Source organism: Oribacterium sp. HCP3S3_B9 (assembly GCF_052064255.1).
Lineage (GTDB): Bacteria > Bacillota > Clostridia > Lachnospirales > Lachnospiraceae > Oribacterium.
Map to the genome: position 1 here is coordinate 59,953 of NZ_JBQHVY010000007.1, position 26,406 is coordinate 86,358.

The 26,406-nt window shown below is 56.6% G+C and carries 19 protein-coding genes and 1 other RNA gene; 4 read left to right on the forward strand and 16 right to left on the reverse strand.

Annotated elements, in window-relative coordinates; translation table 11 throughout:
* Positions 1–45: 45 nt before the first annotated feature.
* Together ACTNC3_RS05460 and ACTNC3_RS05465 are read right to left on the reverse strand one after the other, a co-directional pair.
* Positions 46–1,452, reverse strand: coding sequence for a DHHW family protein (locus ACTNC3_RS05460; RefSeq protein ID WP_441226740.1), 1,407 nt, complete (start codon positions 1,450–1,452; stop codon positions 46–48).
* Between the two features lie 143 nt (positions 1,453–1,595).
* Entirely contained in the window at positions 1,596–3,455 is a 1,860-nt protein-coding gene (locus ACTNC3_RS05465; RefSeq protein WP_410043142.1) for an MBOAT family O-acyltransferase, read from the reverse strand.
* Between the two features lie 159 nt (positions 3,456–3,614).
* Between ACTNC3_RS05465 and ffs the strand changes: the two genes are divergently transcribed.
* Positions 3,615–3,713, forward strand: an RNA gene (gene ffs / locus ACTNC3_RS05470) — signal recognition particle sRNA small type.
* 162 nt (positions 3,714–3,875) lie between these two features.
* Here the strand turns inward: ffs and ACTNC3_RS05475 are convergent.
* The gene (locus ACTNC3_RS05475; protein WP_410043143.1) at positions 3,876–5,267 is read right to left on the reverse strand and encodes a sodium-dependent transporter; all 1,392 of its coding nucleotides are present in this window, start codon (positions 5,265–5,267) and stop codon (positions 3,876–3,878) included.
* 185 nt (positions 5,268–5,452) lie between these two features.
* On the opposite strand from ACTNC3_RS05475, the gene ACTNC3_RS05480 reads away from it, so the two are divergent.
* The gene (locus tag ACTNC3_RS05480) at positions 5,453–6,331 is read left to right on the forward strand and encodes a LysR family transcriptional regulator (protein ID WP_441226741.1); all 879 of its coding nucleotides are present in this window, start codon (positions 5,453–5,455) and stop codon (positions 6,329–6,331) included.
* Positions 6,332–6,482: 151 nt separating this feature from the next.
* Here ACTNC3_RS05480 and ACTNC3_RS05485 read toward each other — a convergent pair whose 3' ends face one another.
* From ACTNC3_RS05485 to ACTNC3_RS05510, 6 genes are all read right to left on the reverse strand, one after another.
* Positions 6,483–7,340 carry a TatD family hydrolase gene (locus ACTNC3_RS05485; RefSeq protein ID WP_441226742.1) on the reverse strand — a complete coding sequence of 286 codons (858 nt, stop codon included), beginning with the start codon at positions 7,338–7,340 and terminating at the stop codon, positions 6,483–6,485.
* A gap of 427 nt (positions 7,341–7,767) precedes the next feature.
* A complete protein-coding gene (locus ACTNC3_RS05490; protein WP_441226743.1) occupies positions 7,768–8,541 on the reverse strand; it encodes a TraX family protein in 774 nt (257 codons plus the stop codon).
* A gap of 54 nt (positions 8,542–8,595) precedes the next feature.
* Complete coding sequence (metG, locus tag ACTNC3_RS05495; RefSeq protein ID WP_410043147.1) at positions 8,596–10,686, reverse strand: methionine--tRNA ligase; 2,091 nt, start codon at positions 10,684–10,686, stop codon at positions 8,596–8,598.
* Between the two features lie 202 nt (positions 10,687–10,888).
* Positions 10,889–12,958 carry an ATP-dependent helicase gene (locus ACTNC3_RS05500; RefSeq protein ID WP_441226744.1) on the reverse strand — a complete coding sequence of 690 codons (2,070 nt, stop codon included), beginning with the start codon at positions 12,956–12,958 and terminating at the stop codon, positions 10,889–10,891.
* Positions 12,958–14,256 (reverse strand): glycoside hydrolase family 10 protein, encoded by a 1,299-nt coding sequence (locus ACTNC3_RS05505; protein ID WP_441226745.1) that lies wholly within the window; start codon positions 14,254–14,256, stop codon positions 12,958–12,960. The genes ACTNC3_RS05500 and ACTNC3_RS05505 overlap by 1 nt, the downstream gene beginning before the upstream one ends.
* A gap of 73 nt (positions 14,257–14,329) precedes the next feature.
* Entirely contained in the window at positions 14,330–14,893 is a 564-nt protein-coding gene (locus ACTNC3_RS05510; protein ID WP_441226746.1) for a hypothetical protein, read from the reverse strand.
* Positions 14,894–15,250: 357 nt separating this feature from the next.
* Between ACTNC3_RS05510 and rsmI the strand changes: the two genes are divergently transcribed.
* Complete coding sequence (gene rsmI, locus ACTNC3_RS05515; protein ID WP_441226747.1) at positions 15,251–16,102, forward strand: 16S rRNA (cytidine(1402)-2'-O)-methyltransferase; 852 nt, start codon at positions 15,251–15,253, stop codon at positions 16,100–16,102.
* A 39-nt stretch (positions 16,103–16,141) separates the two neighbouring features.
* Here rsmI and ACTNC3_RS05520 read toward each other — a convergent pair whose 3' ends face one another.
* The 5 genes from ACTNC3_RS05520 to ACTNC3_RS05540 all read right to left on the reverse strand — a co-directional run bounded on the left by ACTNC3_RS05520 (position 16,142) and on the right by ACTNC3_RS05540 (position 24,150).
* Positions 16,142–16,444 carry an AzlD domain-containing protein gene (locus ACTNC3_RS05520; RefSeq protein ID WP_441226748.1) on the reverse strand — a complete coding sequence of 101 codons (303 nt, stop codon included), beginning with the start codon at positions 16,442–16,444 and terminating at the stop codon, positions 16,142–16,144.
* Positions 16,444–17,340 (reverse strand): AzlC family ABC transporter permease, encoded by an 897-nt coding sequence (locus ACTNC3_RS05525; RefSeq protein WP_441226749.1) that lies wholly within the window; start codon positions 17,338–17,340, stop codon positions 16,444–16,446. The genes ACTNC3_RS05520 and ACTNC3_RS05525 overlap by 1 nt, the downstream gene beginning before the upstream one ends.
* Before the next feature lie 200 nt (positions 17,341–17,540).
* Complete coding sequence (locus tag ACTNC3_RS05530) at positions 17,541–18,860, reverse strand: hypothetical protein (RefSeq protein WP_441226750.1); 1,320 nt, start codon at positions 18,858–18,860, stop codon at positions 17,541–17,543.
* A gap of 147 nt (positions 18,861–19,007) precedes the next feature.
* Complete coding sequence (locus ACTNC3_RS05535; RefSeq protein ID WP_441226751.1) at positions 19,008–21,638, reverse strand: hypothetical protein; 2,631 nt, start codon at positions 21,636–21,638, stop codon at positions 19,008–19,010.
* Positions 21,639–21,651: 13 nt separating this feature from the next.
* Entirely contained in the window at positions 21,652–24,150 is a 2,499-nt protein-coding gene (locus tag ACTNC3_RS05540) for an efflux RND transporter permease subunit (protein ID WP_441226752.1), read from the reverse strand.
* A 299-nt stretch (positions 24,151–24,449) separates the two neighbouring features.
* Here ACTNC3_RS05540 and ACTNC3_RS05545 point away from each other — a divergent pair, with 299 nt between their 5' ends.
* Positions 24,450–25,043 carry a TetR/AcrR family transcriptional regulator gene (locus ACTNC3_RS05545; protein ID WP_410043157.1) on the forward strand — a complete coding sequence of 198 codons (594 nt, stop codon included), beginning with the start codon at positions 24,450–24,452 and terminating at the stop codon, positions 25,041–25,043.
* A gap of 131 nt (positions 25,044–25,174) precedes the next feature.
* Here ACTNC3_RS05545 and ACTNC3_RS05550 read toward each other — a convergent pair whose 3' ends face one another.
* Both ACTNC3_RS05550 and ACTNC3_RS05555 read right to left on the reverse strand, forming a co-directional pair.
* The gene (locus ACTNC3_RS05550) at positions 25,175–25,417 is read right to left on the reverse strand and encodes a DUF1858 domain-containing protein (protein ID WP_410043158.1); all 243 of its coding nucleotides are present in this window, start codon (positions 25,415–25,417) and stop codon (positions 25,175–25,177) included.
* 55 nt (positions 25,418–25,472) lie between these two features.
* Positions 25,473–26,243, reverse strand: a complete 771-nt coding sequence (locus ACTNC3_RS05555) for an adaptor protein MecA (protein ID WP_410043159.1) — start codon at positions 26,241–26,243, stop codon at positions 25,473–25,475.
* Positions 26,244–26,406: the final 163 nt, after the last annotated feature.

The following is a 26,406-nucleotide window of genomic DNA, read 5'->3' on the forward strand; positions in this document are numbered from 1 at the left end:
TCCGAGCTCGGGGTACTGCGTTTCTGCTGCCAGCCCTCCAGGCGCTCACCCGAGCAGTCCCATCATCATCCCGGATGCCCGCTCGCTGAGCGCCATCACGTTATTTAAGAAGATGATATCCTGCACACCGTACTCCTCGATCAGCTGCGCGATGCTGCCCTCAAAGTGACGATAGTCGACGACATAGACATCCTCATAGTGATCCACGAGGTACGGAGCGAAGGCATTGCCATAGGATTCCTTGATGAGGACGCAGGCCGAGCCGTCGCTTCGATGCGGATTATGGATGACCGTCAGCGGATTATCGCCATGGATGAAAGCACTGTACTTGTCGCCGGCGTTCGAATTCGTGACGTCGTTGATGACCTGGGCATGGCCCTGCTCGCCGAGCTGGTTGATGTACTCCATCTCGTTCGTCGCGATCGGCAGCCAGGCCTCGACAGTATCCGGGTTCTGCTTTAGCGCCTCGGAGCGGTTCGTCGAGAAGTAGAAGGTGCCGTAGAAGCCATCGAAGCTCTCCTTCTGGTAGTCCCGGAGGCTGTGCGGCTCGATGCCCTTCGCATCGCAGAAGCGCATGTAGGCATAGTACGCCCCGAGTCCGGTCCAGTGGTGGTCGGTATGGAAGTAGATGTACTCGTTCTTATGCTGCAGAAGCGTCTCGAAGACGGACACCTTATGGACCTCCGGATCGATCATGCTGTAGATGTAGTTGAACGCGTCCTCCATGTTGCTGGAGCCGAGCGCCGCCTGCGTGCTGCGGTCGAGCTCGACGCCGAAGCTGTTCGGCACGAGGATATCGTAGACCTCACACTTCGGGAAGCGCGCCCGATAGGTGTTGATCATGGACGCATACTTCACTGCACCGCCCTGATTATAATAGTAGATTTCGTAGCCGCGGTGGTTCGTGACGTAGATGCTGCCGGCCTGCTCGCCGTTCACCTCCGCTTTTTCTGCCTTTTTCTCCTTCAGCGTACCGTCGGCATTCGTCTCGACGAGGGCGGCATACTGATCGAGCGCACCCGTCGCCGACTTGTCATGTGCAAGTGACGATGGCGTGGCCGAAGCATTGGCCTCATCCGCGGCGCCCTCCGGCTCCGCAGCGGCGAGGGTCATGACCGGCGCGAGCGACTCGGCGGTCTCCGGAATCGTATCCGCGACGGCCGTGGACCGGTTTCCGTAGAAGGACTCACCCTGCGGGCCATAGAGGCTCTCGAGCTTCGCGCCGAGGCTGAGCAGGGTCTCGCGGCACGGAAAGGTGTCGGAGAACCAGGTCGCGAGGTCTGTGAAGTACGCACCGGACAGGAGGGTCTCCGTGGTCGCGGTCGGAAAGCTCGCGAGGGCGCGCTTCTCGGAGGCAGAGTACGTCGGGCGGAGTGGCAGGGCGAGGCCAATGCCGAGAAGTACGGTGGCGATCAGCGCTGCGGCGACCGCAACGATCTGAACGCCGCGCATCTCTTTATGCGGTTTTTCATGTTCATTTTCAGAAACTGGTTTCATGCTTTTCGATAGGCCGGCGGCTCAGCCGGTCACGGGATGCCATGGACGTGGAACGGGCGCAGCGCTTTACGCGCGACGCCCGCGGGTCGCCGGAGACATCAGAACTGATTATACAGGAACGGGGTGTAGCTGGCGCCGACCATCGAGACGATGGAGAGTGCGAGGAGCAGGAGCATCAGGAGGAGGCGGAGGCCGTAGTACAGGCCCTCGCTCCGGCGACGGGCTTCGCTGCTCTTCGTGATGCGGCGCTTCATCCGGGTAGCGACGCGCTCGTGATTCTCGGCGTCTTCCTCCTCGAGGCCCTCGATGCTGGCGTCGAGGCGCTGCACCTGCTGATCGATCTCGGTTTCCTTCTGATAACGCGCCTTCTCACGCTCGAGCTGCTGCTTCTCGCGCGCCTCCTGCTGAAGGCTCGCATCATAGAACGCCCGCAGCTTCGCGGCGAGACGGGCACCGAGTGGTGTGCAGGCGATAATGGAAAAGATCAGGAAGAACAGATTACTGCGGAGGGTCAAAAGCTCCGCCGCATCGACCGTCGCACGTCCGCTCAGGAAGAACATCGTGCGGAGCACCTCGCGCAGCACCTGGAAATCACTGAAGCGGAACAGCACCCAGCCGAAGAACACGACGATCAGGGTGTAGAGGTGACCAAGCGCACGCGTGAGCGCCGGCAGCGGCGAGCGACGCGGTGCCTGCGCGTTGCGCTTCGTGTCCGCAGCTGAAGCCGGGCCTGCAGCGGCAACTGCGCCGTCCGTAGCGTCTGTGCCAGACACTGCCTTCGCTTTCTGGAATTTCTTCACGAAATTCTCGATCGCGATGAAGACGAAGTAGTAAAGTCCCCAGAGGATAAAATTCCAGCTGCTGCCATGCCAGAAGCCGGTCAACGCCCAAACGGCAAGCAGATTCAGCATCAGCCGTCCGGTCGATACACGATTCCCGCCCAGCGGGATGTATACATAATCCCGGAAGAAACGGCTCAGCGAAATGTGCCAGCGACGCCAGAAGTCACGCACAGAAACCGCGATATATGGATAGTTGAAGTTTTCCGGATAGTGGAAGCCGATCATCCGACCGAGGCCGAGCGCCATGTCGGAGTAGGCTGAGAAATCAAGATAGAGCTGCAGCATGTAGCAGAGCGCACCGAGGTAGGCACCGCCGACGGAGAACGTGGTGTTACCGGCGAGCGGCAGGAAGGTCTCCGCGAGTGTGCCGAGATGATCCGCGAGTACGGTCTTCTTCGCGAGGCCCACCATAAAGCGCCAGAGGCCCTCTACCAGATCCTCGGCATCCGCGCGCCGATGGTCCATCTCCTCGGCCATCTCGCCGAAGCGCGTGATCGGGCCCTGCGCCACCTGGTGGAAGGTCACGGTATAGAGCAGCACATGGAAGAAATCGCCCGGCTCCGTCTTTTTCGTATAGACGTCGGCGACGTAGCTGATCAGCTTAAATATATAGAAGGAAATGCCGAGTGGGAGGCCAATGTTTCGGACATACGCGAGGATGGCCGCAGCCATTCCCGTCGTGGCACCACCACCTGCGTCCAGGTCGTCTGCATTGGTCAGAAACAGACTCCGGCAGATCGGTCCGGCAAGCTTATAAAAGAGAAGCACCGCGATCAGCAGCACGAGCGCGAGGATCAGCCACGCACGGGCACGCCTCTGCCCCTCGACACGGATCCGCTCCGCGTCCGGACTCTGGAAATCATCATCGCCCTCCTGATAGTCCGGATTTTCCGAAGCCGCGAACTGTAGCGCCCGTCCGATGCGCTGCCCGCTGAACCAGGCGAGCATCGTCACCATGAGGAGCAGCGCAAGCTTCGTGAGCCCCGCGAAGGCATAGAAAATCAGAGAAAAGAGGAGCAGCACGAGGTTCTTCCGCTGATTTCCACGCGCAAGCACAGAAGCGATCATGAAAACCGGCAGAAACAGCGCTATGAAAATCAGACTCGAAAAGCTCATAAAAACCTCACATCACTATGAATCATAACAGTTCCGTTGCCGCCCCTGCGGGTCCCCTGCCTGTCTAAACTGTTACCATGAATCAAGGTATTATATCACAGGATGTCAAGTACAGCTTGCCATTTCCGCGATTTTCAGCTATACTTTCTATGCTTCGGGCGCTGGGCCCCACGCAATAGATCCCTCGAACCGTGTCAGGACGGGAACGTAGCAGCACTAAGAGGATCCTTCTATGTGACGTGGATACACCTGGCCCCGAAGTTTTTTATTTACACACATGTGCTCTGATTCGTTTACATAAACGCAGAAAAATCCGAGTCCTTCTTCCGGCCGTCATATCATGTATGGCATGCGCTTTATCGAGAAGGATTCGGATTTTTGTTATACATAATTCAGATCATCTCGTCCTCACAATGTATATCATGCGAGGATGCCGGTCGACTGCAGAAAGAGGATCAGCATGAGGAACGGTGCCACGAAGCGAATCATGATGCAGTAGAGCTTTTTCCGGTGGAACGTCTCGCCGTTCCGCTCCATTTCATCGACGACGTAGTTCGGCGTCACAACCCAGCCGAGCAGGAGGGTAGACAGCAGTGCGATGAAGGGCATCATCACGCTGTTGCTGACGTAGTCCATGATGTCGAGCAGCTGGCCGACAGAGCCGTTCGGCAGCTGCACTTCAAAGTAGAAGATGCTGTAGCCGAGGGCGATGATGGCTGACGCTGCGAGGTAGATGACCGACAGTACCAGCACCGTCTTCTTACGACCGGTGTGGAAGATCTCCATGCAGTTCGCGGTGATGGATTCGAGCACGGAGATGCAGGAGGTGAGCGTCGCGAAGATCGCAGTGACGAAGAAAAGTATGCCGACGAAGACGCCAGCCTTCCCCATCGCTGCAAAGACCTTCGGAAGGGACACAAACATCAGGCTCGGACCGGCGCTCATGCCTTCCGTACCGGAGAACACATACACTGCCGGGATGATCATCGCGCCGGCGATCAGTGCGACGCCGGTATCGAAGATCTCGATCTGATTCACGGAGGTGTTCAGATTGACCTCCGGCTTTACATAGGAGCCGTAGGTGATCATGATGCCCATCGATACACTGAGGGAGAAGAACAGCTGGCTCATCGCATCGAGCAGAATCTGCAGGAAGCGGCCGAGGGTCAGGCCTTCGAGATGCGGGGTGAGGTAGTAACGGAGACCATCCATGCCGGTACGCACCTGTCCGGAGGCATCTTCATGATGCAGGGTCAATGCATAGCCCGCGATCACAATCACCAGCACGAGCAGGATCGGCATCATGCAGCGGGATACACGCTCGATGCCGCCCTCGACACCGTTATATACGATAATAGCGGTGATGCCCATGAACAGAAGGGCGAACACCACCGGTGAAACCGGGGAGGTAATAAAGCCTGTAAAGTAGCCATCCTCTGCCGTAGCGGCCGCATGCCCCGAAAGATACGCAACAGCATACTTCGTGATCCATCCGCCGATAACCGCATAGTAGGTCATGATCAGCACCGGCACGAGAAAGGTCAGGATGCCGAGGAATTTCCACTTCGGATTCATCGTCGCATAGGCACCGATGGCGCTCTGCTTCGTGCGTCGTCCGATCGCGATGTCGGAGGTCAGCAGCGTGAAGCCGAAGGTCAGCACCAGCACGAGATAGACCAGCAGGAAGAGCCCACCGCCGTCCTTCGCTGCGAGGTACGGGAAACGCCAGAGATTACCGACGCCGACGGCACTGCCGGCCGCCGCAAGGACGAATCCGATCTGTCCTGAGAAACTGCTTGACTTCTTTTCCATAGTTATAAGACTCCCTGATTACTATAATCTTTTGCAATATAAGATAGCATGGGGTATTATATCAGTGAAACGAATGATTTTATGACGGGATATTAATTTTACTGATACCTGGTAGATGTGCCACATCGACGACATGTGAAGCCGTTTGTCGGCTGGCCCAAATAGCAGCAATGGAGATTCTGATCATGCGGGAACTGAAGGATCGATATGAGATATTTCTGAAGGTCTGCGAGACCGGCAGCTTTTCGAAGGCCGCCGAGGCACTGAACTATACGCAGTCCGGCATCAGCCAGATGATGGCGGGGCTCGAGGAGGAACTGGGCGTACAGCTCTTCGCCCGCATCAACCGCGGCGTGACATTGACCGACAACGGCACACGGCTGCTTCCCTATGTGCGGGAGCTCGCGAACCAGAAGGACCGGCTGCGCCAGGCGGCGTTCAACATCAACCATAAGGTTGAGGGAAAGCTGCGCGTCGGCAGCATTTCCAGCATCACCACCCGCTGGATGCCGGAGGTCGTACATTATTTTAAGAAACACTATCCGAAGGTGGAGATGGCGATCCTGGATGGAAACTACGACGAGATCCGCGACTGGATCATCCACGGACAGATCGACTGCGGCTTCCTCTCGTCGATCGTCGCAGATGATCTCGCCTTCTATCCGCTCCTCGATGACCCGCTCTGCGCGGTGTTCCCGGAAGGGCATCCGCTGGCAGCGCAGGAAAGCGTGACCCTGCCGCAGCTGTTTCAGTATCCATTGATTATCGAGACCCCGGGCTGTGATAACGACATCCAGCACCTCATCCATAAGTGTCCGGTGAAACCGGACATCGCCTACAGCTTCCGCGACGATCCGCTCATCATGGCCTTCGTGCGGAGCGGCCTCGGCGTCACCATCTCGCAGGAGCTCGTCATGCAGGCCTTCGGCTGTCCCGGCGTCGTCTCCCGCCCGCTCGAGCCGGCCTCCTGCCGCACCCTCGGCCTCGCCTTCTCAAAAACAGCGAGCTCCGTCGTCAGCCGGACGCTGCTTACGTATCTCCAGAACCGTAGGCCGTCACTATAGAAAAAAGCCGTGCAGCTACCGCACCGCCGAGCAGATCGCGACCGTGAATGCTTCCTGGAAACACAGTACGTCAAGAATATAAAAACGCAGGCGGTCGTTCTTCCGGAGCCATTGACCATGGTTACGCGGAGGATGACCGCCTGCGTTTTCTTTATTCACTGATGCGATACACGCGCTTCGCGTTTTCGGTGGTGATGCGGATGACCTCCGCCGGATCCATCTGGCGAAGCGCCGCGATTTCCTCTACGACATACGGGAGATTTCGTGGATCGTTCCGGGTGCCGCGCTTCGGTACCGGTGCCATGTACGGGCAGTCCGTCTCGAGGACGATGCGCTCGATCGGGATGCGCGCCACCACTTCCTTCAGCTTTCGGGCATTCTTAAAGGTGACGACACCGCCGACACCGACATATAAGCCGAGCTTCACGAAGCGCTCGGCCATCTCCACCGGATAACCGAAGCAGTGGATGATGCCGGAATTTTCATATCCGTGCTCCTCCACGATGAGATCGTAGGTATCCTGCGCTGCTTCCCGCGAGTGCACATTGATCGGAAGCCCGAGCGCACGCGCAAGCTGGAGCATCCGTCGGAAGCAGGCCTTCTGAATCTCCGGCTCCGGATCGGCCGTCGCGAGACTCTCCGGGTCCGGTTCCTGTCCGGAAGCGGCGGCCCGCCGCAAAATACCTTCACGTGTATAGTGGTAGTCCAGGCCGATCTCGCCGATCGCCACGATTTTCTGATTATTTTCCACCATCTGCCGAAGCGTTTCCACATCCTCGTCGCGCAGATGATCACTGTGGTCCGGATGGAAGCCCACCGCCGCATAGACCTGCGGATAGCGCTCCGCGAGCGCAAGCGCCGCGCGACTCGACGGTAGATCGAAGCCGATCTCTGTAAACGCACCGACACCATGGGCGCCGAGATCCGCGATGATCGCCTCGCGCTCATCATCGAAAGCCGCATCGCAGAGGTGTGCATGGGTGTCAAAAATTTCACTTGATTCTTTCATAATAATCCAATCTGGTCTGACCACATTCATTTTTTCTCAAGCTATAGAAGGTAACAGTTCAGACAGGGGGCCCGGAGGCCGACAACAGAAGCCATACGAAGAGACCGTGTGAAATCAAGTCAGGTCCCCTTAGCGGCACTTGGTAAATATCCATGTGCCTTGGCACATGGATGCCCCCGGGCGGCGAGGCCGTTTTGCCACTTTAGTGGCAAAATCAAACGACGATGCCCGCGCCGTAGGCGCATCTAATGGCATCGTCTCTTTGTGTTATCTCTCCTTGGAACCCTCTAGCAACGCTGAGTTTTCATAAAGAAAACTCAGCGATTGCAGAGGGCCTAGTGCCGCTTAGGGTCCCTGGCTTAGATTTCACCGGTATCGTAGTACTGTGCTTCTGTTGCCGGCCTCCGGGCCCCTGCGTGAATTGTAACTAAAGCAGTGCGCCGATATAGATCATCAGGTAGAACGCGGTGAGGTGGAGCGGGTAATAAAGGTAGAAGAGCCACTTCGGATGCAGGCGGCCACGCTCGCCGTTGTAGAACCCGATCGGCAGGAAGCAGAGGGCCGGCAGGAAGTGGGCGCTGACGGAGCCGGCGGCGGTGGTCAGGACGCCACTCGCGATCTGCAGGGTCTTTTCCTTATGAAAATTATACATGAGTGCCATACCGAGGATCGCAAACACGCCGAACTGGAGATGTGCGATATAGGCGGCGGCACAGCCGGCCACGACACAGAGCCACTTCCGCTCTATGCGCTTCCGGTTCTGTTTCATGCCATACATCACGAGGAGTCCGAGTGCGAGTGTGAGCATCGGGTTCTGCAGCGCGAAGTGATAGGTCTCGTTGTACATACAGAGGTCGAACGGAACCTCGCTCAGCAGTGCGAACACGAGCATACGTCCGAAATATTTCCAGAAGTCGGACGTATGGATGAAACCTTCGACGCAGAGAAATGCGAAGATCGGGAAGCAGAAAAAGCCGCAGAAATGAAGGATGTCGTAGAGTCGGAGCCAGCGCATCCCTTCCGCCGTGGCGATCGCCATCTGATAGTATTCCTTGGAGTATCCGTAGAGCTTGCCGTTCTTAATGATGACGACCGCGAAGCTGTACGCGGTCATCATGAGGGTCGCGAAGAGCTTCAGGAGGCCACCGGACAGTCCGATTCCTTTTCGGGTGCTTTTTAAAACACTTTGATATGTAGACATAATTTTAAGCGACGACCGGAACACAGTTTCCTGCGCGCCGGTCGTGTTTATACATCAGCCGATGAGACAACCGCTCGGCATCTTCGCCATCGGGCTCATAAGGGCAATGTTTCCATCATCATCCTCTGCCGCTACGATCATACCCTGGGACTCTTCACCTGCGATCTTCCGCGGAGCGAGGTTGGCGACGATCATCACGCGCTTACCGACGAGGTCCTCCGGCTTGTAGGACTTCTTGATACCGCTGAGAATCGTACGTGTCTCGGCACCGACCTGCACACTGAGCTTCAGGAGCTTCTTCGACTTCGGAACCTCCTCTGCGTGAAGGATCTTTCCGATACGGAGCTCGACCTTATCGAAGTCCTCGAAGGTGATTTCCGGCTTTGCTTCCGGAGTCGCGATGTGCGTATCCGGTGCACAGTCACCGTTCTCGAGGATCTCCTCTGGCATGCCATCGCCTTCTGCGTCGGTATCTGCTGCCTGGTCGCCTGCATTGGCCTCGGAAGAAACGGCGGCATCCTTCGCCTGCTGCGCCTCGTACTGTGCACGCTGCGCTGCCTCGATCTTCTCGACCTCGACCATAACCTCCTCTTCCTTTTTACGCTCGAACAGGGTCGCCGGTGCATCGGTTACCTTCGTACCGGACTTGTAGAGACCCCAGCGATCCATATCCTCGAGGGCACGCTTCTCGGCATGGAGCTCAGAAAGGATGGACTCGGCGGTCTCCGGCATGAAGCTCTCAAGGAGCGACGCACCGATGTTGAGCGCCTCGGTGAGGTTGTACATAACGGTCTTTAAGCGATCGGCCTGTGCCGGGTCCTTCGCAAGCACCCACGGCTCCGTCTCGTCGATGTACTTGTTAGAGCGACGGAAGATATCGAACACAGCGGTCAGGGCGTCGGCGACGCGGAGCTGATCCATCTTCTCGCTCGTGGTCTTCACCGCCTGGAGGATGGTGTTCTTCAGATCCTCATCCATCGGGCCGGTCACGCCCTTGTCCTCGACGACGCCGTCGAAGTACTTGTTGCTCATCGAGATGGTACGCTTCACGAGGTTTCCGAGGATGTTTGCGAGCATGGAGTTGTAACGCTCGACCATGAGCTCCCAGGAGATGACACCATCGTTCTCGTACGGCATCTCGTGGATGACGAAGAAACGGACGGCATCGACACCGAAGAGCTTCGCGAGGTCGTCGGCGTAGATCACGTTGCCACGGGACTTCGACATCTTGATGCCTTCCTGTGACTTACCGGCGGCGGTCAGGAGCCACGGGTGGCCGAAGACCTTCTTCGGAAGCGGAAGGTCGAGGCTCATCAGGAAGATCGGCCAGTAGATGGTATGGAAGCGGATGATGTCCTTACCGATGAGGTGGAGATCCGCCGGCCAGAACTTGTCGAACATCGGGTCGCTGTTTCCGTCTGCATCATAGCCAAGACCGGTGATATAGTTCGTGAGCGCGTCGAGCCATACATATACGACGTGCTTCGGGTCCTCGACGACCGGGATTCCCCACTTGAAGGTGGTTCTGGAGACGCAGAGATCCTGGAGACCCGGCTTCAGGAAGTTGTTGACCATCTCGTTCTTACGGGATACCGGCTGGATGAACTCCGGATGCTCGTCGTAGTACTGCATGAGACGGTCCGCGTACTTGCTCATCCGGAAGAAGTAAGCCTCCTCACGCTCCTTCTGTACCGGGCGTCCGCAGTCCGGGCACTTGCCGTCCACGAGCTGAGAATCGGTCCAGAAGGACTCACATGGGGTACAGTACCAGCCCTCGTACTCGGACTTGTAGATGTCGCCCTTGTCGTACATCTTCTTGAACATCTTCTGTACCTGCTTCTCGTGGTAGTCGTCGGTGGTACGGATGAACTTGTCGTAGGAGGTGTTCATAAGATCCCAGATGGTCTTGATGTCACCTGCGGTCTTGTCGACGAAGGCCTTCGGTGTCATGCCGGCAGCAGCGGCCTTCTCCTCGATCTTCTGGCCATGCTCGTCGGTTCCGGTCTGGAACTGGACGTCGTAGCCCTGGAATCTCTTGTATCGTGCGATGGCGTCAGCCAGGACGATCTCATATGTGTTTCCGATATGCGGCTTGCCGGATGCATAGGCAATCGCCGTGGTGATGTAGTAAGGTTTCTTTTCCATAATACTCGCTTTCCGGGCGCCCGAATGGAAGGCGACCTGATGTATAGATCTGCGCACCGTATGTGGGTGCATTAACTTATTAACTATAATTTATTTAGGGCGTAAATGCAAGAATCGGGGCCGAAGGCGCGGGCGACAGTATCCGGCATTGAGGACTGGCGATCGATGACGCATTTAGGGTCCTCTGTCTGAACTGTTACCCTCAGCGCCGGTTACGTCCGGTGATGCTGATGTAGCCGCTCCAGCTGCTGGGTGCGGTGCCGCTGTACGTCGGGGCCGGCTTCACGCTGCTCTTCTTCGGCATCCGCTGGAAGAGCTCATCGCAGAAGCTGGAGTGCTGGGTCTTCATCGTGAAGACGTACAGCTGGTCCTTCGCGCGGGTGATGCCGACATAGAAGAGGCGTCGCTCTTCTTCGTAGGCTTCGAGCTCCGCCTTTTCGGCCTTTTTCAGGTCCTTCGGAATCTGCGCCGGGAGGACACCGTCGATGACGTCGAGGAGATACACGCTGTCGTACTCGAGGCCCTTGCTGGCATGGATGGTCGAGAGGATGAACGGGCAGTCCCGCTCCGACGACTTCTCCTTCAGGACCTGTCGGAGTTTCTCGAGGCGGTCGACGAGATGGCGCGGGCTGTCCTCCTGATCCGCGAGGATGCGGAGGATGTCAAGCTTCGTGTCCTTGATCTCGCTTCGCTCCATATACTCACGGTAGCCCATGTACTCGACGATGCGATGGACCGCGCGGCCGGCGTTCTCCTTCAGCATGTTCCGCATGTGGGTCTGAATGGCGCGGACCTTTCCCTTGGTATAGGCATTGAGCCCGCCGTGTTTGAGTGCTACGTCCCAGACGGAGAGTCCCTCGAGCTGACTGATGTCTGCGATGCTCTGCGCATCCTGCTTGCGGAGATAGGTGCCGAGCTTGTAGTAGAGCTGCATGAAAAGCTCCGTGTTCAGCGGGTTCTCAGCGAGGCGGATGATGTTGCAGATGTCGAGCACAACCCGGTTCGTGAAGAAGCCGATATCGGCGTTCCGCATCTTATATGGCACGCCGTTTCGTTCGAGGAGGTCGATCAGTGGGAGCGCGCATTCGTGGTCCCGGTAGAGGACCGCGATCGGAGACAAGCTTCTACGCCTGTCCGCGTGCAGCGTGTCGGTCGCCGGGCCGCCATCCGCTCTCTCCTTCACTTCGTCGGCTGCGACCGCCCGTTGTTTCGGATCCGCTGCATACGCGGCCGTACAGCCCTCCGCCACCTTCAGGAGATAGCTGTACTGGGCCTTCCGGTTCGCGAGCGGGATTTCCCGGATCTCGCGCTGCTTCGGTCGGGCGGGCTGCATGTGCTTTTCGTGGCGCAGGGTGTTCTTCTGGATGAAGCGGTCAGCGGCGCGGACGATGCTGGCATCCGAACGGAAATTCTCTTCCATCAGGAGGACCCGGGCACCGGGATGATGCTGCTCAAACTCGAGAAGCGCATCGGGATAGGCCGCACGGAAGCCGTAGATGCTCTGATCCTCGTCGCCGACCATGAAGAGGTTTTCGGTCCGGGACGCGAGGAGGGCGATGATGGCGTGCTGGATCTTCGAGGTGTCCTGGGCCTCATCGACACAGATGTACGGGTACTGCTGCTGGAAATGCTCGCGCAGCCACGGGAAGCGCTGCAGCATGGTATAGGCATAGACCATCTGGTCGTCGTAATCCATGAGCTGATGCTCCCTGAGCTCAGCATTGTATGCCTTATAGATCCGGAGAAGCTGGATCTCCGCGTCCTTTTCGAGCGTCCGGATTTCCTCCTCCCCAAGCATACGGTTCTTGATGAAGGTGATGAGGGTGCGGACATTCTGCAGGTCGCTCTCGGTCGGATAGCTGTGCTCGATCCGCTGGTAGATGCCGGCGAGCATCGCAGCGATACGCTTTTCATCGGTGAGCAGCGAAAACGCGGTGCGGCCGCTCTTCCAGCTGCAGTACTGGATCACACGGGCACAGATGCCGTTGATGGTGCGGAACTCGAGGCGCCCGGCCATCTCCGCTCCGAAGCGGCATGCGAAGCGCTCCGCCATATCCTTCGTCGCCGCTACCGTATAGGTCACCGTCAGGATCCGCTCCGGTGCGATGCCCTTACAGAAAATCATGTAGCCGAGCCGTGTCACGAGCACGGTCGTTTTACCGGAGCCCGGCACCGCGAGAAGAAGCACCGGGCCCTCGACGGACTGTACGGCGCTCTCCTGCTGCTGATTTAACTGTATCGGAAATCGACTGGTGAATTCGGTCCAGGTCATCACTGAAATACCGTCCTTAAGTTCGCGAGCTCTGCCTGTGCCGCGGCATCATCGAAGTTCTGGTACGCATAGATGCCGAAGCCGCTCACCTGGCCGCTCTGTCGTGCGAGCTGCACCTCCCGGAGGAGGATGTCACTGCGGCGGAGCCACTCCGGCTTCGCATTGCCGTCCCAGCTGTTCGTACCGCACTTATAGAGCGCGAGGCCGACGTAGAGCTTCACCTTCCCGCCGGTCTTCTGGCGAAGCTTCAGCCAGCTGTCGAGGCAGGTCGCATACGCAGCATCCGACGCCACACCGCTGCCGGTCTTCTGCTCGAAATCGAAGTAGATCTGCGGGAGCACGTAGTCGATGTAGCCCGTGTGACTCATCCATGTGTCAATGTCTACGAAGTAACTCTTCTCACTTCGCAGATTCCGGAGCGGTCCCACCGGGCTCACGCCGAACACCGCAGACGGACGGACCGCATGCACGGTCTGGTACACGGCGGCGATGAGGGCCGAGACATTGGCCTTCCGCCACTCCGTGATCGACGCGTTCCCGCTGTAGAGCTGGTACTCCGGGTAATCGAAGTTCGTCGCGGCACCCTTTCCGAGGTCCGGGTAGAAGTAGTCGTCGAACTGCACGCCATCGATCGCATACTTCGTGAGCACCTCGCGGATCGAAGAGACGACGAGATCACGCACCGCCGGCTGCGCCGGATTCAGGTAATAGTTCCCGTCGAAGAGCAGCACGTTCCGGTTGCCAGACGCATACCACTGCTTCACGATGGAGCCCGCCGGCACATCCGACCACTTCATCTGGTAGCCCGTCACGCGGTACGGGTTGAACCACGCATGGAAGCTGAGACCGTGCCGGTGCGCACTGTCGATCATGTACTGGAGTGCGTCGAAGCGGCCATTTCCAGGGAGAAACTTCGATGTCGGAAGTACGGAGGACGGATAATACGCATCCGAGTGACTATGCACATGACAGAAAATCGCATTCATGCCGTTCTTCTGAATGTCGGACATCACCTGATCTGCCGCGACCTTGAAGCCCGCCTCATCCGTCGGCATGTTCTGCCAGTCGAGGTAGGAAAACCACACACCGCGAAGCTCGCCGCTGTCCGCGCTCGAGGCACTGCCCGCGGAGGTGCTGCTGCCTGCGCCGGAGCCATTGTCCCCCGCCGGGCTGCCCGTCCGCGTCACGCCTCGGCCCACGACGCTCGCCGCGTATGCCTCTGTACCACCGGTCCACGCTGTCGCCCCGAGCATCATCACGACGCTGAGCACCATGGCTGCCAAACGTTTAAAATTCATGCTTCCTCCTCTCATCGGTCCCCGAATATGAAAAAACGCCGCAGGAGGCCCTGCGGTGTTTTCGTCTCGTGTCTTACTGAAGTGTTACCGTGCACTGGTTCAGCTCGAAGTTTGCAGCATAGGTATCGGCTACAGCCTTCTCTGCAGTTGCCTCATCGAGGCCCTCACCCGGCTTGAAACCGGACAGTGTCAGCACACCATCCTGCACCGACATGGTATCCTGTCCCTCCGGAGCACCCGGGCCGGCCAGAACGGTCTCACCCGTATCGACCTTCTCGAAGCTGACGAGGGTCGTGCCCTCTGCGACGGTGCCCAGCTCGATCAGCTTATCAAGCAGTGCCTGCTCGTTGAGCTCCTCTACGGAATCCATCACCTGAGACATCTTGCCATTGACCATCGCATATACCATCACGGTATCTACGACCGGAGCCGTCGCATCCGGCTGACGATTCGCCGGGAGACCATTCTCTGCATTGGTCTCTACCTCTGCAGCTGCCTTCGTAACCGCAGAACCATCCGGCGCGGTCTCCGCTGCCTTTACGGTCTCCTGTGTCTGATCATCTGCCTTCTTACCACATCCTGCAACTGCCATACAGATCGTCGCTGCCAGGACAAGCATCGCCATGAGTTTCTTCATCTTTTTCTCCTCATCATCGTCCGGTACGTGACTACGCGGATATATGCGCATATACACAGCACCGGCGACCGATTTTATATACTCTGTAAGTAAAAAATAAAGCCCCGAAGAGCCTTTTAATCATTCGTAATATAGCAGAGCCCTACTATATTTGCAAGTAATGTGCTGAAATCTTAAACATTCTGAAAAAAATTAATAGTTTATAGGAAGCGTTTCGTTTACAATGGAGCTTAACGATGCAGCTCCCGCTGGGGACGCCGACCGCATATGCCGGTCGGCCAATGTCGTCGACCGCCCATGTTCTCGCGACGCGGATCGTGACGGTCCCGGAAGAAGCTGCAGTTATGGAGGTTTACAATGGCAGGAACACTGTATGTATGCGCGACACCGATCGGTAATCTCGATGATATGACCTTTCGCGTGGTGAAGTGCTTACAGTCCGTCGACATGATCGCCGCGGAGGATACACGAAACTCGATCAAGCTGTTAAATCATTTCGAGATCAAAACGCCGATGACGGCGTACCATGAATTCAACAAATACGACAAGGCCCGGGCGCTGGTGCAGGATATGCTTGCCGGGAAGAACGTCGCGATCATCACGGACGCCGGCACGCCTTGCGTTTCCGATCCGGGGGAGGAGCTCGTCCGGCAGGCCGTCGAGGCCGGCATCACCGTCACCTCGCTGCCGGGACCGGTCGCAGCCGTCACCGCCCTCACGATCTCTGGACTCCCGACCCGCCGCTTCGCCTTCGAGGCCTTCCTGCCGACGGAAAAGGCGAACAAGAAGGAGCGTCAGCGCATCCTCGAGGAGCTGCGCACCGAGACCCGCACGATGATTCTCTACGAGGCACCGCACAAGCTGCGTGTCACGCTCCAGGATCTCTCGGACGTCCTCGGCACGGAGCGCCGTATCTCCCTCTGTCGTGAACTCACGAAGAAGCATGAGGAAGCGATCCGTACCACCCTCGGCGACGCCATCGCGCTGTATCAGGAGGAGGACCCGCTCGGCGAGTATGTGCTCGTCATCGAGGGGCGCTCTCCGGAGTCCATCACCGAGGAGGCGCAGGCGAACTGGAATGCCATGCCGCTTGCGGAGCATATGCAGCACTACCTCGATCAGGGCATGAGCGAGAAGGACGCCATGAAGGCCGTCGCGAAGGACCGCGGTGTCTCGAAGCGTGATATTTATAATGAGCTGAAGACCTGATAAAAGCCTGCGGAGGCTGCCCTCCGCAGGCTTTTTCTATCAGAGTATCATCTCAAGTACGAATACCGTCACGCTGCAGGCGATCGCGGTCGGGAAGAGGCCGCCGCCGAACCAGGCGATGATCATGCCGAGCAGGAGCGAGGCGAGGCCCGCCATCGGCTGCGCGGTCGCGTCCATGATCGCCGGGAAGGTCATGACCGCCAGGGTCACGTACGGCACATAGTAGAGGAACGAGCGGATCGTCCGGTTCTTGATTTCCTTCCGGATGAGCGTCAGCGGCAGCACCCGGATCAGGAACGACACGAAGAACATGATAAAGATATACATATATTTCTGATGCATCACTTCGTGGCCTCCTTTTCCACTGTTTCCGCGCTTTCTGACGTCCGCTCCGCACCTGCTGCCGCTACCACAGCTGTCTCCACGGACGTGGCGACTGCAGCGTTATCCACATTTTCTTCGAGCTTCTCCACTTCTGCATCCAGCGCACTCTTCATATCTGCCGCGCTGATATCGACCCCCTCACCCTGAGCCTTCTCCTCTTCATCTGAAATCGGGAAGAGGACGGCACCGGCACCGGCAATCAGGACCGTCAGGATGATGATGCGCGTGCCATCGCTGAGCTGTGAGATCCAGGGTGCACGTGCAAAGATGAAGCTGAGCAGCATGGATACTGCCACCAGCAGACGTACGATCCGGTCCTTCCGCGCCGGCGGCATGATGATGGCGAGGAACATGCCGTACAGGAGTACGCCGAGCGCACTCACGACATTCGCCGGCAGGATATTGCCGACCACGACGCCGAGGCAGGTGCCGAGGGCCCAGAAGCTGAGCGCACACACCGCGAGTCCGTAATTATAAAATGGATTCAGCTTGCCTGGTACCGTCGCGGAGGCACCGAAGATCTCATCCGTGATCCAGAAACCAACCAGCAGTCGATGACCGAGCTTCGTATCCGCCGGCAGCTTCTGTGAGAGTGCCGCTGACATCAGAAGGTAGCGCGCATTCGTGATCGCCGTGATCACCGCCATGGTGAGGTAGGAGGCATTGCTCGCAATCACCGTGAAGCCCGCGAACTCACCTGCGGAGGCGTTGCACAGCAGGCTCGCGAGCGTCGCCTGAAACGCGTTGAGTCCTGCGTTCCGCGCCGCGATGCCGAGCGCAAACGACACTGCAAAATATCCCGCCGCGATCGGAATACCATCGCGTAATCCCTTTGAAAACCACTGTTTGTTCATCTTCTCTTACAGGCTTCCCTGCCTGTTCTCCCTATGTAAAGTCGACAAACAGTATAACGGAGTTTCTCAGGAATGTTAAGTGGAATCTGCCATATCTGATATTTATATCACAAATTCACAAAAGATCCCCGGCGAGCTGCTGGCAGAAGTACGGTGCTTCTGCAGACAGCCCTCCGGGGACCTGACTTCACGTATATAAATCATTTGTTCAGGCAGATGCCGTCGGCTGCGAAGCTGTAGGTTGCGCCGCCGATCTGCTGTGTGCCGGTGTACATGGTGCCGCAGGTCGCGCCGACCTTCGACTCGAGGTAGTACCAGTGGCCGTTCCACTCGAGCCAGCCGGTGTGCATGTAGCCGTCTGGGTCGAAGTAGTACCAGCTGCCGTTGATCTGGCGCCAGCCCTGGTTAAACGCTGTGCCGTTCACGATGTACTGCCAGTGGTAGGCGACACGGTTCCAGGCGCCGTCCTGGCTGCCGGTCGAGGCCGTGGTGCCGAAGCGGGCTGCGCTGCCACGGAGCTTCGTCGCGAAGTCTCCCTCGACTGTCGCCTGATAGCTGGAAAGGAATGCCCACTTGTCGTCGATCTCATAGTCCGAGGTGTCCGCTGTATATCCGCCGGCACGTCCCCACTCGGAGGTCGCGATGTTGTAGTACGCCGCGTCGTTCTGCTTCGGCAGGGCACGCACGGTCACCACGAGCGAGTTGTTCGCCGCGGAATTCACATACGCGCTGACATCCTTGCTGGTGTCCGTGGTCTTGCAGCGGGTGGTCTGCTTCTTTCCGTCGTTCAGCGTATAGCTGATCTTCAGCTCGTACTGGTTTGCAAACTCTGTGAGTGCATCCCACTTCGCGATGCCATTCACGATGCCGCCGTTTGCGACGGTGAGCGTCTGATAGCCCTCATCGCCCGTCGGCAGCGCGCGCACCGCGACACCGACCTGACCGTTATAAGCATTGGCCACCGCCGACGCGATGCTATAGTGACAGTTCTTCGTCGTATGATGCGTCGTGGTTTCGTTGCCGCTCTTATTTACATAGGTCGTCACGATCTCGTATTTTCCGGCGTATGGCACCTCAGCCCACTGTGCCTCTGTGCCGTTGATCGTCACGGTCGGTGCGATCAGCTCGTAAAACGGGTACACCAGCAGGCGGCCCGTCGCCTCGGAGTTATCCACCGACACGGTATCCACATAGGTGCTGCGGATGCCGGTGCCGATGATCCGGAGGTCGTCATCGAGGTCCTCGCTGTCGCTCTGGATCGTGAACTTCACGGTCGCCGGAATCGTCGGATTCGCGCTGCCCATCGCCGACCTCGCCTCTGGGGAGAAGGCCACGGCCAGCCCGTCTGCGTCGTCATCCGATACCTCGTACTCCGGGAAAAACGCCGTACCCGCGCTGTAGCTCGGGATGGAATCCGTGTCCGCGTTGATCTCGATCGACTTGATCATCGCCAGTGCCGGCGACGCCATCAGTGCTGCGAGCGCACCGGTGATCATCAGTGTTTTCTGTATCTTTTTCATAGTGCTTCCTTTCCGCGCCATCCGCCCGCGTCCTGGGCCAATGCTTCCATCAGCCCTCGCTGCGGGGGATGCGGCGAAACCGTGTCGTTCGGGCTGCCGCACGCTGCGGATCCGCCACGCCACGGGGATCTTCTCTTCCTCTACGTTTTAGTCGTCCATGCCGAGCAGGGAACGAACCGTGTTCCAGAGCTTCACAAATACCGCCTTGATTCTGCCGAGGAGGGTCGTCGATGCATCCGGAACCTCCGCATCGAGGGTCTTCGTCGTGTCATCGTCGACGGAAATCTCATCCGAACGGCAGATGATCGCGATGGAGGTCGGCTCCTGGTTCTGATCACTCGTGAGGGAGACCTTCGTCGCCTCCGGGTCCATGTTCAGGAAGTTGTTGTCTGCTTCCTCCTCATCGAGCTTGTTATTAATCGTATCACGAAGATTGCGTCCGGTGGACTTAAAATCCTTCGTATCGTCGACGATCTTGTTCGTGTTGTCGATCGCCATGTGACCGACCTTGAAGGAGTTGTCTGCCGCTGCAGAGAAGTCAGGCTCTGCGGAGCGAAGCGTCGAGTTCAGATTCTGAAGCGCCGTCGCTGCATCACCAGAGGTCTTCTGAATCTGGGTCAGCACATTCTCGGAATCCTCGAGGGTCTTCTGCACATCGCCGTAGTATGCGTTCATGATGCCGATCAGCTCATCGATATCACTGATCACGCTGCGAAGAGTGTTCAGCGTCTTCGCCGCATCGAACGCCACCGCACCACCGTTCTCCATGATCTCATTCAGATCACTGGTGACGCTGTTGATGTAGTCGACCAGATTCTCAGCCGCATCACTGTCGACGAGACCATCCGTCGCCTTAAGAATCTCATCGATGGCTTTCGTAAGACCATTCACATGATCTGCCAGCTGCGATGCATTCTTACCGATGGCTGTATTCTCCAGATCCTTCGCATCGCTCTGAAGCTTCGAAAGATCATTCACATGACCGAGATAAGCGGACGCCTTGTCCCTGCCAAGCGTAGTTGCAGTTGCCTGCGCCAGCACAGCCTTGACGGCCTGCTCCTTCACTTCCTGTCCCTTCGGAGAGGAGGAGAGGTACGGTGCCAGCGCAGTGCTACCATCGCCACCACTCGCCATATCGGTCAGTGCTGCACCAACCGCCTTTGCGATGGTCGTGGTATCCGTGATACCCATATTCTGAAGCGCGGTCGAAAGGACGATAATCGTACCCTTCGTCGCATCATCGAGCTGCGTCGGATTCATGCTGAGAGCCGTCATGACCTGTGTGCCCAGCGCTGTATCAAGACTTGTTGCAGCAGCGCGCTGTGCTTCTGCAAACGCATCCTCAACGGCTTCTTTACACTTCGCAACGATCTCTGGTACATACTCCTCTGTACTGGTCGGATTCTGCTGTGCGATCTCCGCTGCTCTCTGTACCTTTTTCACAACTTCTTCTGCCGCTGCGGCTTCTTCCGAACTTACACCTTCCGTATGATTCTTCACATGACTAAGCGCTGCATTGGTGATCACCTCCGACGCACTCGCCTTGAAGTCCTTCCGATTCTCAGAATCCGTCAGATTCTTGATATCGGTATTGACCTTTCCGAGTGTCGAAGTCACACCATGGATTTCCTCCGACATATCCTGAATCTGCAGGTTGTCGATGCTGGTGCCGCTCATGGAGCTGCCGAGCCGCTTGAGCTTCGTGCTCAGGCTCTTCAGCTTCGAGCTGGAGTCCATGAGATCCGAGTCGAGGGTGTTCAGGTTCTGGTTTACATCATAGACCATCCACTGTGCGGTCTTGAGATCGTCGTTCAGCGGGGTCAGGGTGCCGTTCAGATCGCGGAGATCCTGGATGGCGACGTCATTGCCGTCGAAGATGACCTGCGCGTTGCCGTGGATCTTATTCTTGCCGGACTGCAGCTGCTCGAGGATCTGGTTTGTGATCTTCAGCTGTGCGCTGACATCGGTCACATCATCGAGGACGTTATCGAAGTCGTCGAGCATGGCGTTCGTATCATCACGGAAATCATCCTTGAGGTCCTTGAGATCCTTAATCTTGTTCAGCGCACCGACGGTGCCCGGGGTCATCGCGAAGATCGCGCCGACCGACTCGAACTGATCGGTACCGAGACGAACCTGGAAGTGTCCCTCCTGGCCCGGGAGCGCAGTGAACACGATACCGGTATACTGGCCGAGGGTCATGGTCTGGCTCTCCGGTGCATCGACCGAATAGCACTTCTGGATATCAACCGGGATCGCCACGAAGAGCATCATATTGTCCTGCATGTACTTCGACACGCTCTTGTTCGGCGTGCAGTCGATGTCCATCTCGACGAGGCCGGACGCACCGGCGATCTTATCCGCATCGGTCACCACGCCGTTCAGCTTATAGGTGATGTCGAAGGTCCACGGTGCTTTGATCTTATCCGGCTTCAGCTCGCCCTGGAAGAAGAACTTTCCGTTCTTGTTTTTCTCGAAGGTGATGGAACCGTTCTTGATCTCCGGCTTCTGCTCATCGGTCATGTTGGTGATCTTCAGATAGTCACCGAAGTCCGTGTAGCTGCTTGTGCCGTTGAAGTTGATGCCCTTCACGACATTGGCATCGCTGACATTGCCATAGTAGTCGAGGTTCAGGTACAGGGTCTCATCGACGTCTGCGGTCGCCTGTCCGGCATACGCCGTCATCGGTGCGACCAGGATATTTGTGGTAAGGCAGCTTAAAAGCACTGTGTAAGCCGCCGTTTTTTTCATCATTTTCTGGACTGAATGCTTTCTCATAGTCCTCACTCCTTCACTTTTCGCTTGATGCTTCGTGGTCACTGTTTTCAGATGCGGTTTCCTTCACTTCGTCTTTCGTGATGCTGCCGGCGGAGGTATCTCCCTTCGCGGTGGAGACATTGGCTTCGGACGCTGTGCCCTGGTCAATGCTTCCGGCGGAGGTATCTATCTTCGCGGTGGAGACATTGGCTTCGGAAGTGGCTGTGCCATGTCCACCGAGGAGCTCCTTCACCCGCTGGTGACGGGCACGGCGGCGTTCGCGGAGACCGAGGATCGTTTCATTGATCGCGGCTCTACGGCGTGCACGCTTGGTGGCAGCCGGCACGGTGATGAAGCGGTCGGCCAGCTGCAGGAGGCACGGCATCAGGAGGGTAACGAAGGTCACGGAGAAAATCGCGCCTCGTCCTACGAGATGGCCTACCTGGCTGATCGCCGGGATGGACGACATGAAGCTGATGACATAACCGCAGACGATCAGGATGACACCCGATGTCAGGATGGACGGGAAGCTGAGCTGCGTCGCACGGATCGCAGCCTTCCGCTTATCCGGCTCGACGGCACGGGTCTGCAGGTAGTTCTCGGTCGACGAAATCGCATAGTCGATGGTGGATCCGAGCTGTACGCAGGAGACCACGGCGTAGGCGATGAAGATGAGCTCCCGGCCGGCGAAGTACGGGAACGCCATGTTCACGTAAATCGCCATCATGATCGGAATCATCGCGATGATCGGCATCACGACCGAGTGGAACGAGATCGCGACGACGATGAAAATACAGATCATCGCGAGACCGTTGACGAGGTTATAATCCGGGATCAGGACGGTTTCCATATCCTGGGTCGTCGGGGTGTTACCGGTGATGTACGCCTCGCCCGGGTAGTAGCTCTTGATGATGTCGGAGACCTCATCCGAGTACTTGAAGGCGGTCGTGGATTCCGGTTTCGTTCTTATATAGATGAGCAGTCGCGCATAGCCGTCCTTATGGAAAAGCTCGGTCACAGAGCTCGGAAGGAAGCTCTCCGGAAGTCCCTCCGGAAGGTAAGCCTCCATGCCGGTGACATTCTTTACATATGGAAGATCTTCCAGTTTATCGCAGAGCTCCTTCTCCTTCAGCCGATCGGTATCCGGGAAGATCGCGACGAGCAGATTGCTTCGACCGAACTCCTCGTCGATCGCCGCGGAGTTTTCATACATCGAGGTTCCAGGTCCGGCACCCGTCGCATCCGGGCCGTACATGAACTTGTTCATGCCCTGTGCGAAGTAGATCGGACCGGCCACCACGAGGGCAGCCACCAGGATGATCGGGCTTAATTTATTGACCGCGATACTGAAGCGGTGAAACTTCGGCAGGAACGGCTTGTGCTTCATGCGGTCGATACGGTCAGACCAGCTGAGCAGCAGGGACGGCATCAGGAAGATGACCATCAGAAGGGAACAGATGATACCCTTCGCCATCGCGATACCCATGTCCCAGCCGATGCTGAATCGCATGAAGACGAGGACGATGAAGCCGAAGAAGGTGGTCAGTGAGGAGGCCAGGATGGTCGTGATGGTACTCATGAGGCCCTGCTTCAGCGCAGCGACCTTTTCGAGGCCCTGCTCACGCTGTCGCTCATATGCATGGAGCAGGAAAACCGCGTAGTCCATCGAGGTGGCGAGCTGCAGGATATCCGAGATGTTGTTCGTGATATACGAGATCTCGCCGAGAAAGATGTTCGTTCCTTTATTCAGTACGATGGCACAGCCGATGATCGTCAGGAAGAGAACCGGTTCGAACCAGGAGGTCGTCGTAAAGAGGAGGATGATGAAGATCAGGACGACGACGATGCCCATGACCTGCTGCATCTCTTTCTTTACGTTTTCCTCGATGAACTTATTCGTCGGCGACATGCCGACGAGGTAGCCGCGGTCACCGATCAGATCATCGATTTCCTGGATGGCCTTGTGCGTTCGCTTCGAGGTATCGCCCTCTTCGAAGGTGATATCCATGACGGCGTTGTTATCCTTATAGTAGTCATCGATATCATCGTAGTTGATGAACTCGGAGGAGCCATAGACCTGCGTCGTCAGGTCACACCAGATGACCTGGTCGACGCCATCGATGGCCTCGATTTCATTCTTATACTGCTTCGCCTCATAGAGAGTGACATCCTTCAGCATCAGTCGTCCGGTACCCGGATAGCCGAAGACATCGCGCATCTTATTGATGGCGATCTTCGAATCCACATCATTCGGAAGGTACTTCGTCAGATCGTAATTGACCGAAACGAGTGGATAACATAAACCGAAGAAAACCACCAGCAGAATGATGAGATTTCGGATGCCCTTGTTATGATCGACGATGAAGTCGGCGAGATTTCCGTGCTTATACTCCTGCTTCCTCGCTTTTTTCGCTTCCTTCTTCTTTTTGTGGGCTTCGATGGCTTCATCCTCCGGAAGGTGGATTTCATTTCGTGCCTGCTTTACAGACGCTTCTCTGGCAGTATCCTGCGTTTTCTTCTTGAATAAGCTCATGTTGCTCTCTCCTGCACTGTCTTTTCGATGAAAAAACAAGTTTTAGTATGTCCCGCCACTGAATCCACGACATTTTGTGTTTTAATTGATACGAGTTCTTTATTAACCTGCGTTTCATTTATTGACACATGTCTATTTCTGTGGTACTGTCCATTATATAGACGAGCGTGCAAATTATCAATGGTCAATTTTGGCCACTTGGTTTATAAATAAACATTTTCATAATATGTGTCTAACACGTGTGAAAAACCACGAAATATATATATTCAGGCTGTTAATGGCCTTTGGAGGGTATGGATATGGGAAGTTCTATAAAAGAAAATGATACGATGGATCGTCGTATCCGAAAGACCAGAGCCGCACTAAAGGGTGCACTGGCGAATCTGATGCTGGTGAAGCAGGTGAAGGATATCTCGGTACGAGAGCTCACCGATCTCGCAGATGTCAATCGTGGCACCTTCTATCTGCACTATAAGGATGTCTTCGATCTCCTGGAGAAGACCGAGGATGATATCCTGGAGGAGTTTAAGGAAACGCTGAACGAATTTGACGAGAAGAGTGTTTCAGATGATGCGACCCGCTTCTTCGAGAGTGTCTATACGCTCTGTATGAAAAACGGCGATTTCATCCGCATCCTGATCGGCGAAAACGGAGATATCCGTTTCCTGAACAGTCTGAAGGAGCTGGTCCGTGAGAAGTGCCTGAATGAGTGGTCCTTCATCACGAAGAAGCAGCGCCCGGAGCAGTTCGACAGCTACTATGCCTTCATCGTCGGCGGACTGATCAGTCTGCTGCAGTACTGGTTCTCGAGCAACATGAAGGAGACCCCACACGAGCTCGCCATCATCACCGGCGATATGCTGAGCGGCGGACTCTCGATGAAGTCGAAATAAAATATGAATGCTGGATACGTAACCATTCAGGCAGTGGGGAACCTGGAGGAGGCGGTACTGCCTGAACGGTTGCAGAGCGTATAAAAAAACAGGGCGCACATGACGCCCTGTTTTTGTGTTTCGGTTTGGATTTATGCTTCCGGCTGCTCTGTCTGCTGTGCCTTCTGTGCCTCCTCGTACTCGAGCAGTACATCATTGAGGTCGGCCGTCAGCATATCACAGTCGATGCCGTGCACCATGCAGGCCTCTTCCAGTGACTCCATCATGGATGACGGGCAGTACACACAGCCCATGCCGTTCTGCATCAGAAATGGAGCGATCATCTCATTCATCTGAAGCAGATCGCCGATGCGCATATCCTTCGTAATCGTCATAATTGTGTTCTCCTCTTTCATGGCTGCGTTCCGCAGCCTGTCTATGTTTCTATCCTCAGATGCTTCTCAGCTTCTGCAGGGCATTTTCCTTCAGGAAGAGCTCATAGTGCTCACTGAAATATGCCTCATATAGCTCATTCTCCTTCAGTTTGCTTCCATACTCCGAGAGGAGATTAGACGCACGGTTGAGTGCATTGGCCCCACCCTTTCCGGCATGAAGAACGAGATAGAAGTGATGGTCCTGCGGGTCCTTATACAGGGTATTCGGACCATCATAGATGTCACCGATGGCAGTCGCTGCATCGATGACACGATCCAGGGACTGGAAGGCGTAGATGCGATAAACATCCGTATCGTCATCGTGGCGATCCGCATCTGCTTCCGCATGTCCGTCCGGTCCACTCGTCGCGGCGTTTCCACCATCCAGTGTATTCGCCTGCTGCGATGCCTTATCCTTCATTTCCTGAAGAAGTCCATGTGCACCCTCGAGAATTTCACTTGCGAGCTGAGAGATCCAGCCGCTCTGACTGCCGGCGGCAGCCGCTGTAAATTTCGAAAAGCGTGTGTCGAGCTCTTCCGGATCATCTACTTTTGAAATCACGAGCTGAATCGAACCGCCCTGAAGCGGTACGGCCTCGATCATCAGAGGTCCGCTGTCGGCGGTGAAGCCGACCTCGTTCTGCGCTTTCTGCATCATCTCCGTGAACAGTCGCTTCGCGGCTTCTGACCCATAGGTCATATCCCGGAGATTGATGTTTCGAGAGCTCAGATCCAGGCTCGTCAGTGTGCATCTGATGGAGTTGTCATCAATTCGTTCAATTTTCATAATGGCGCCTCCTTCGCTACCGGAAGAACTCCGGTATTTATATTCAGATTATAGTAACTGAAAGCGGTATAAAATGCAAATCTCTACATGAGATTTTATAAAACTTTTACGTGCAACCGCAGATTTCCGTCTGATTCTGGTGAAATCTGCAGAAGCCGCACGT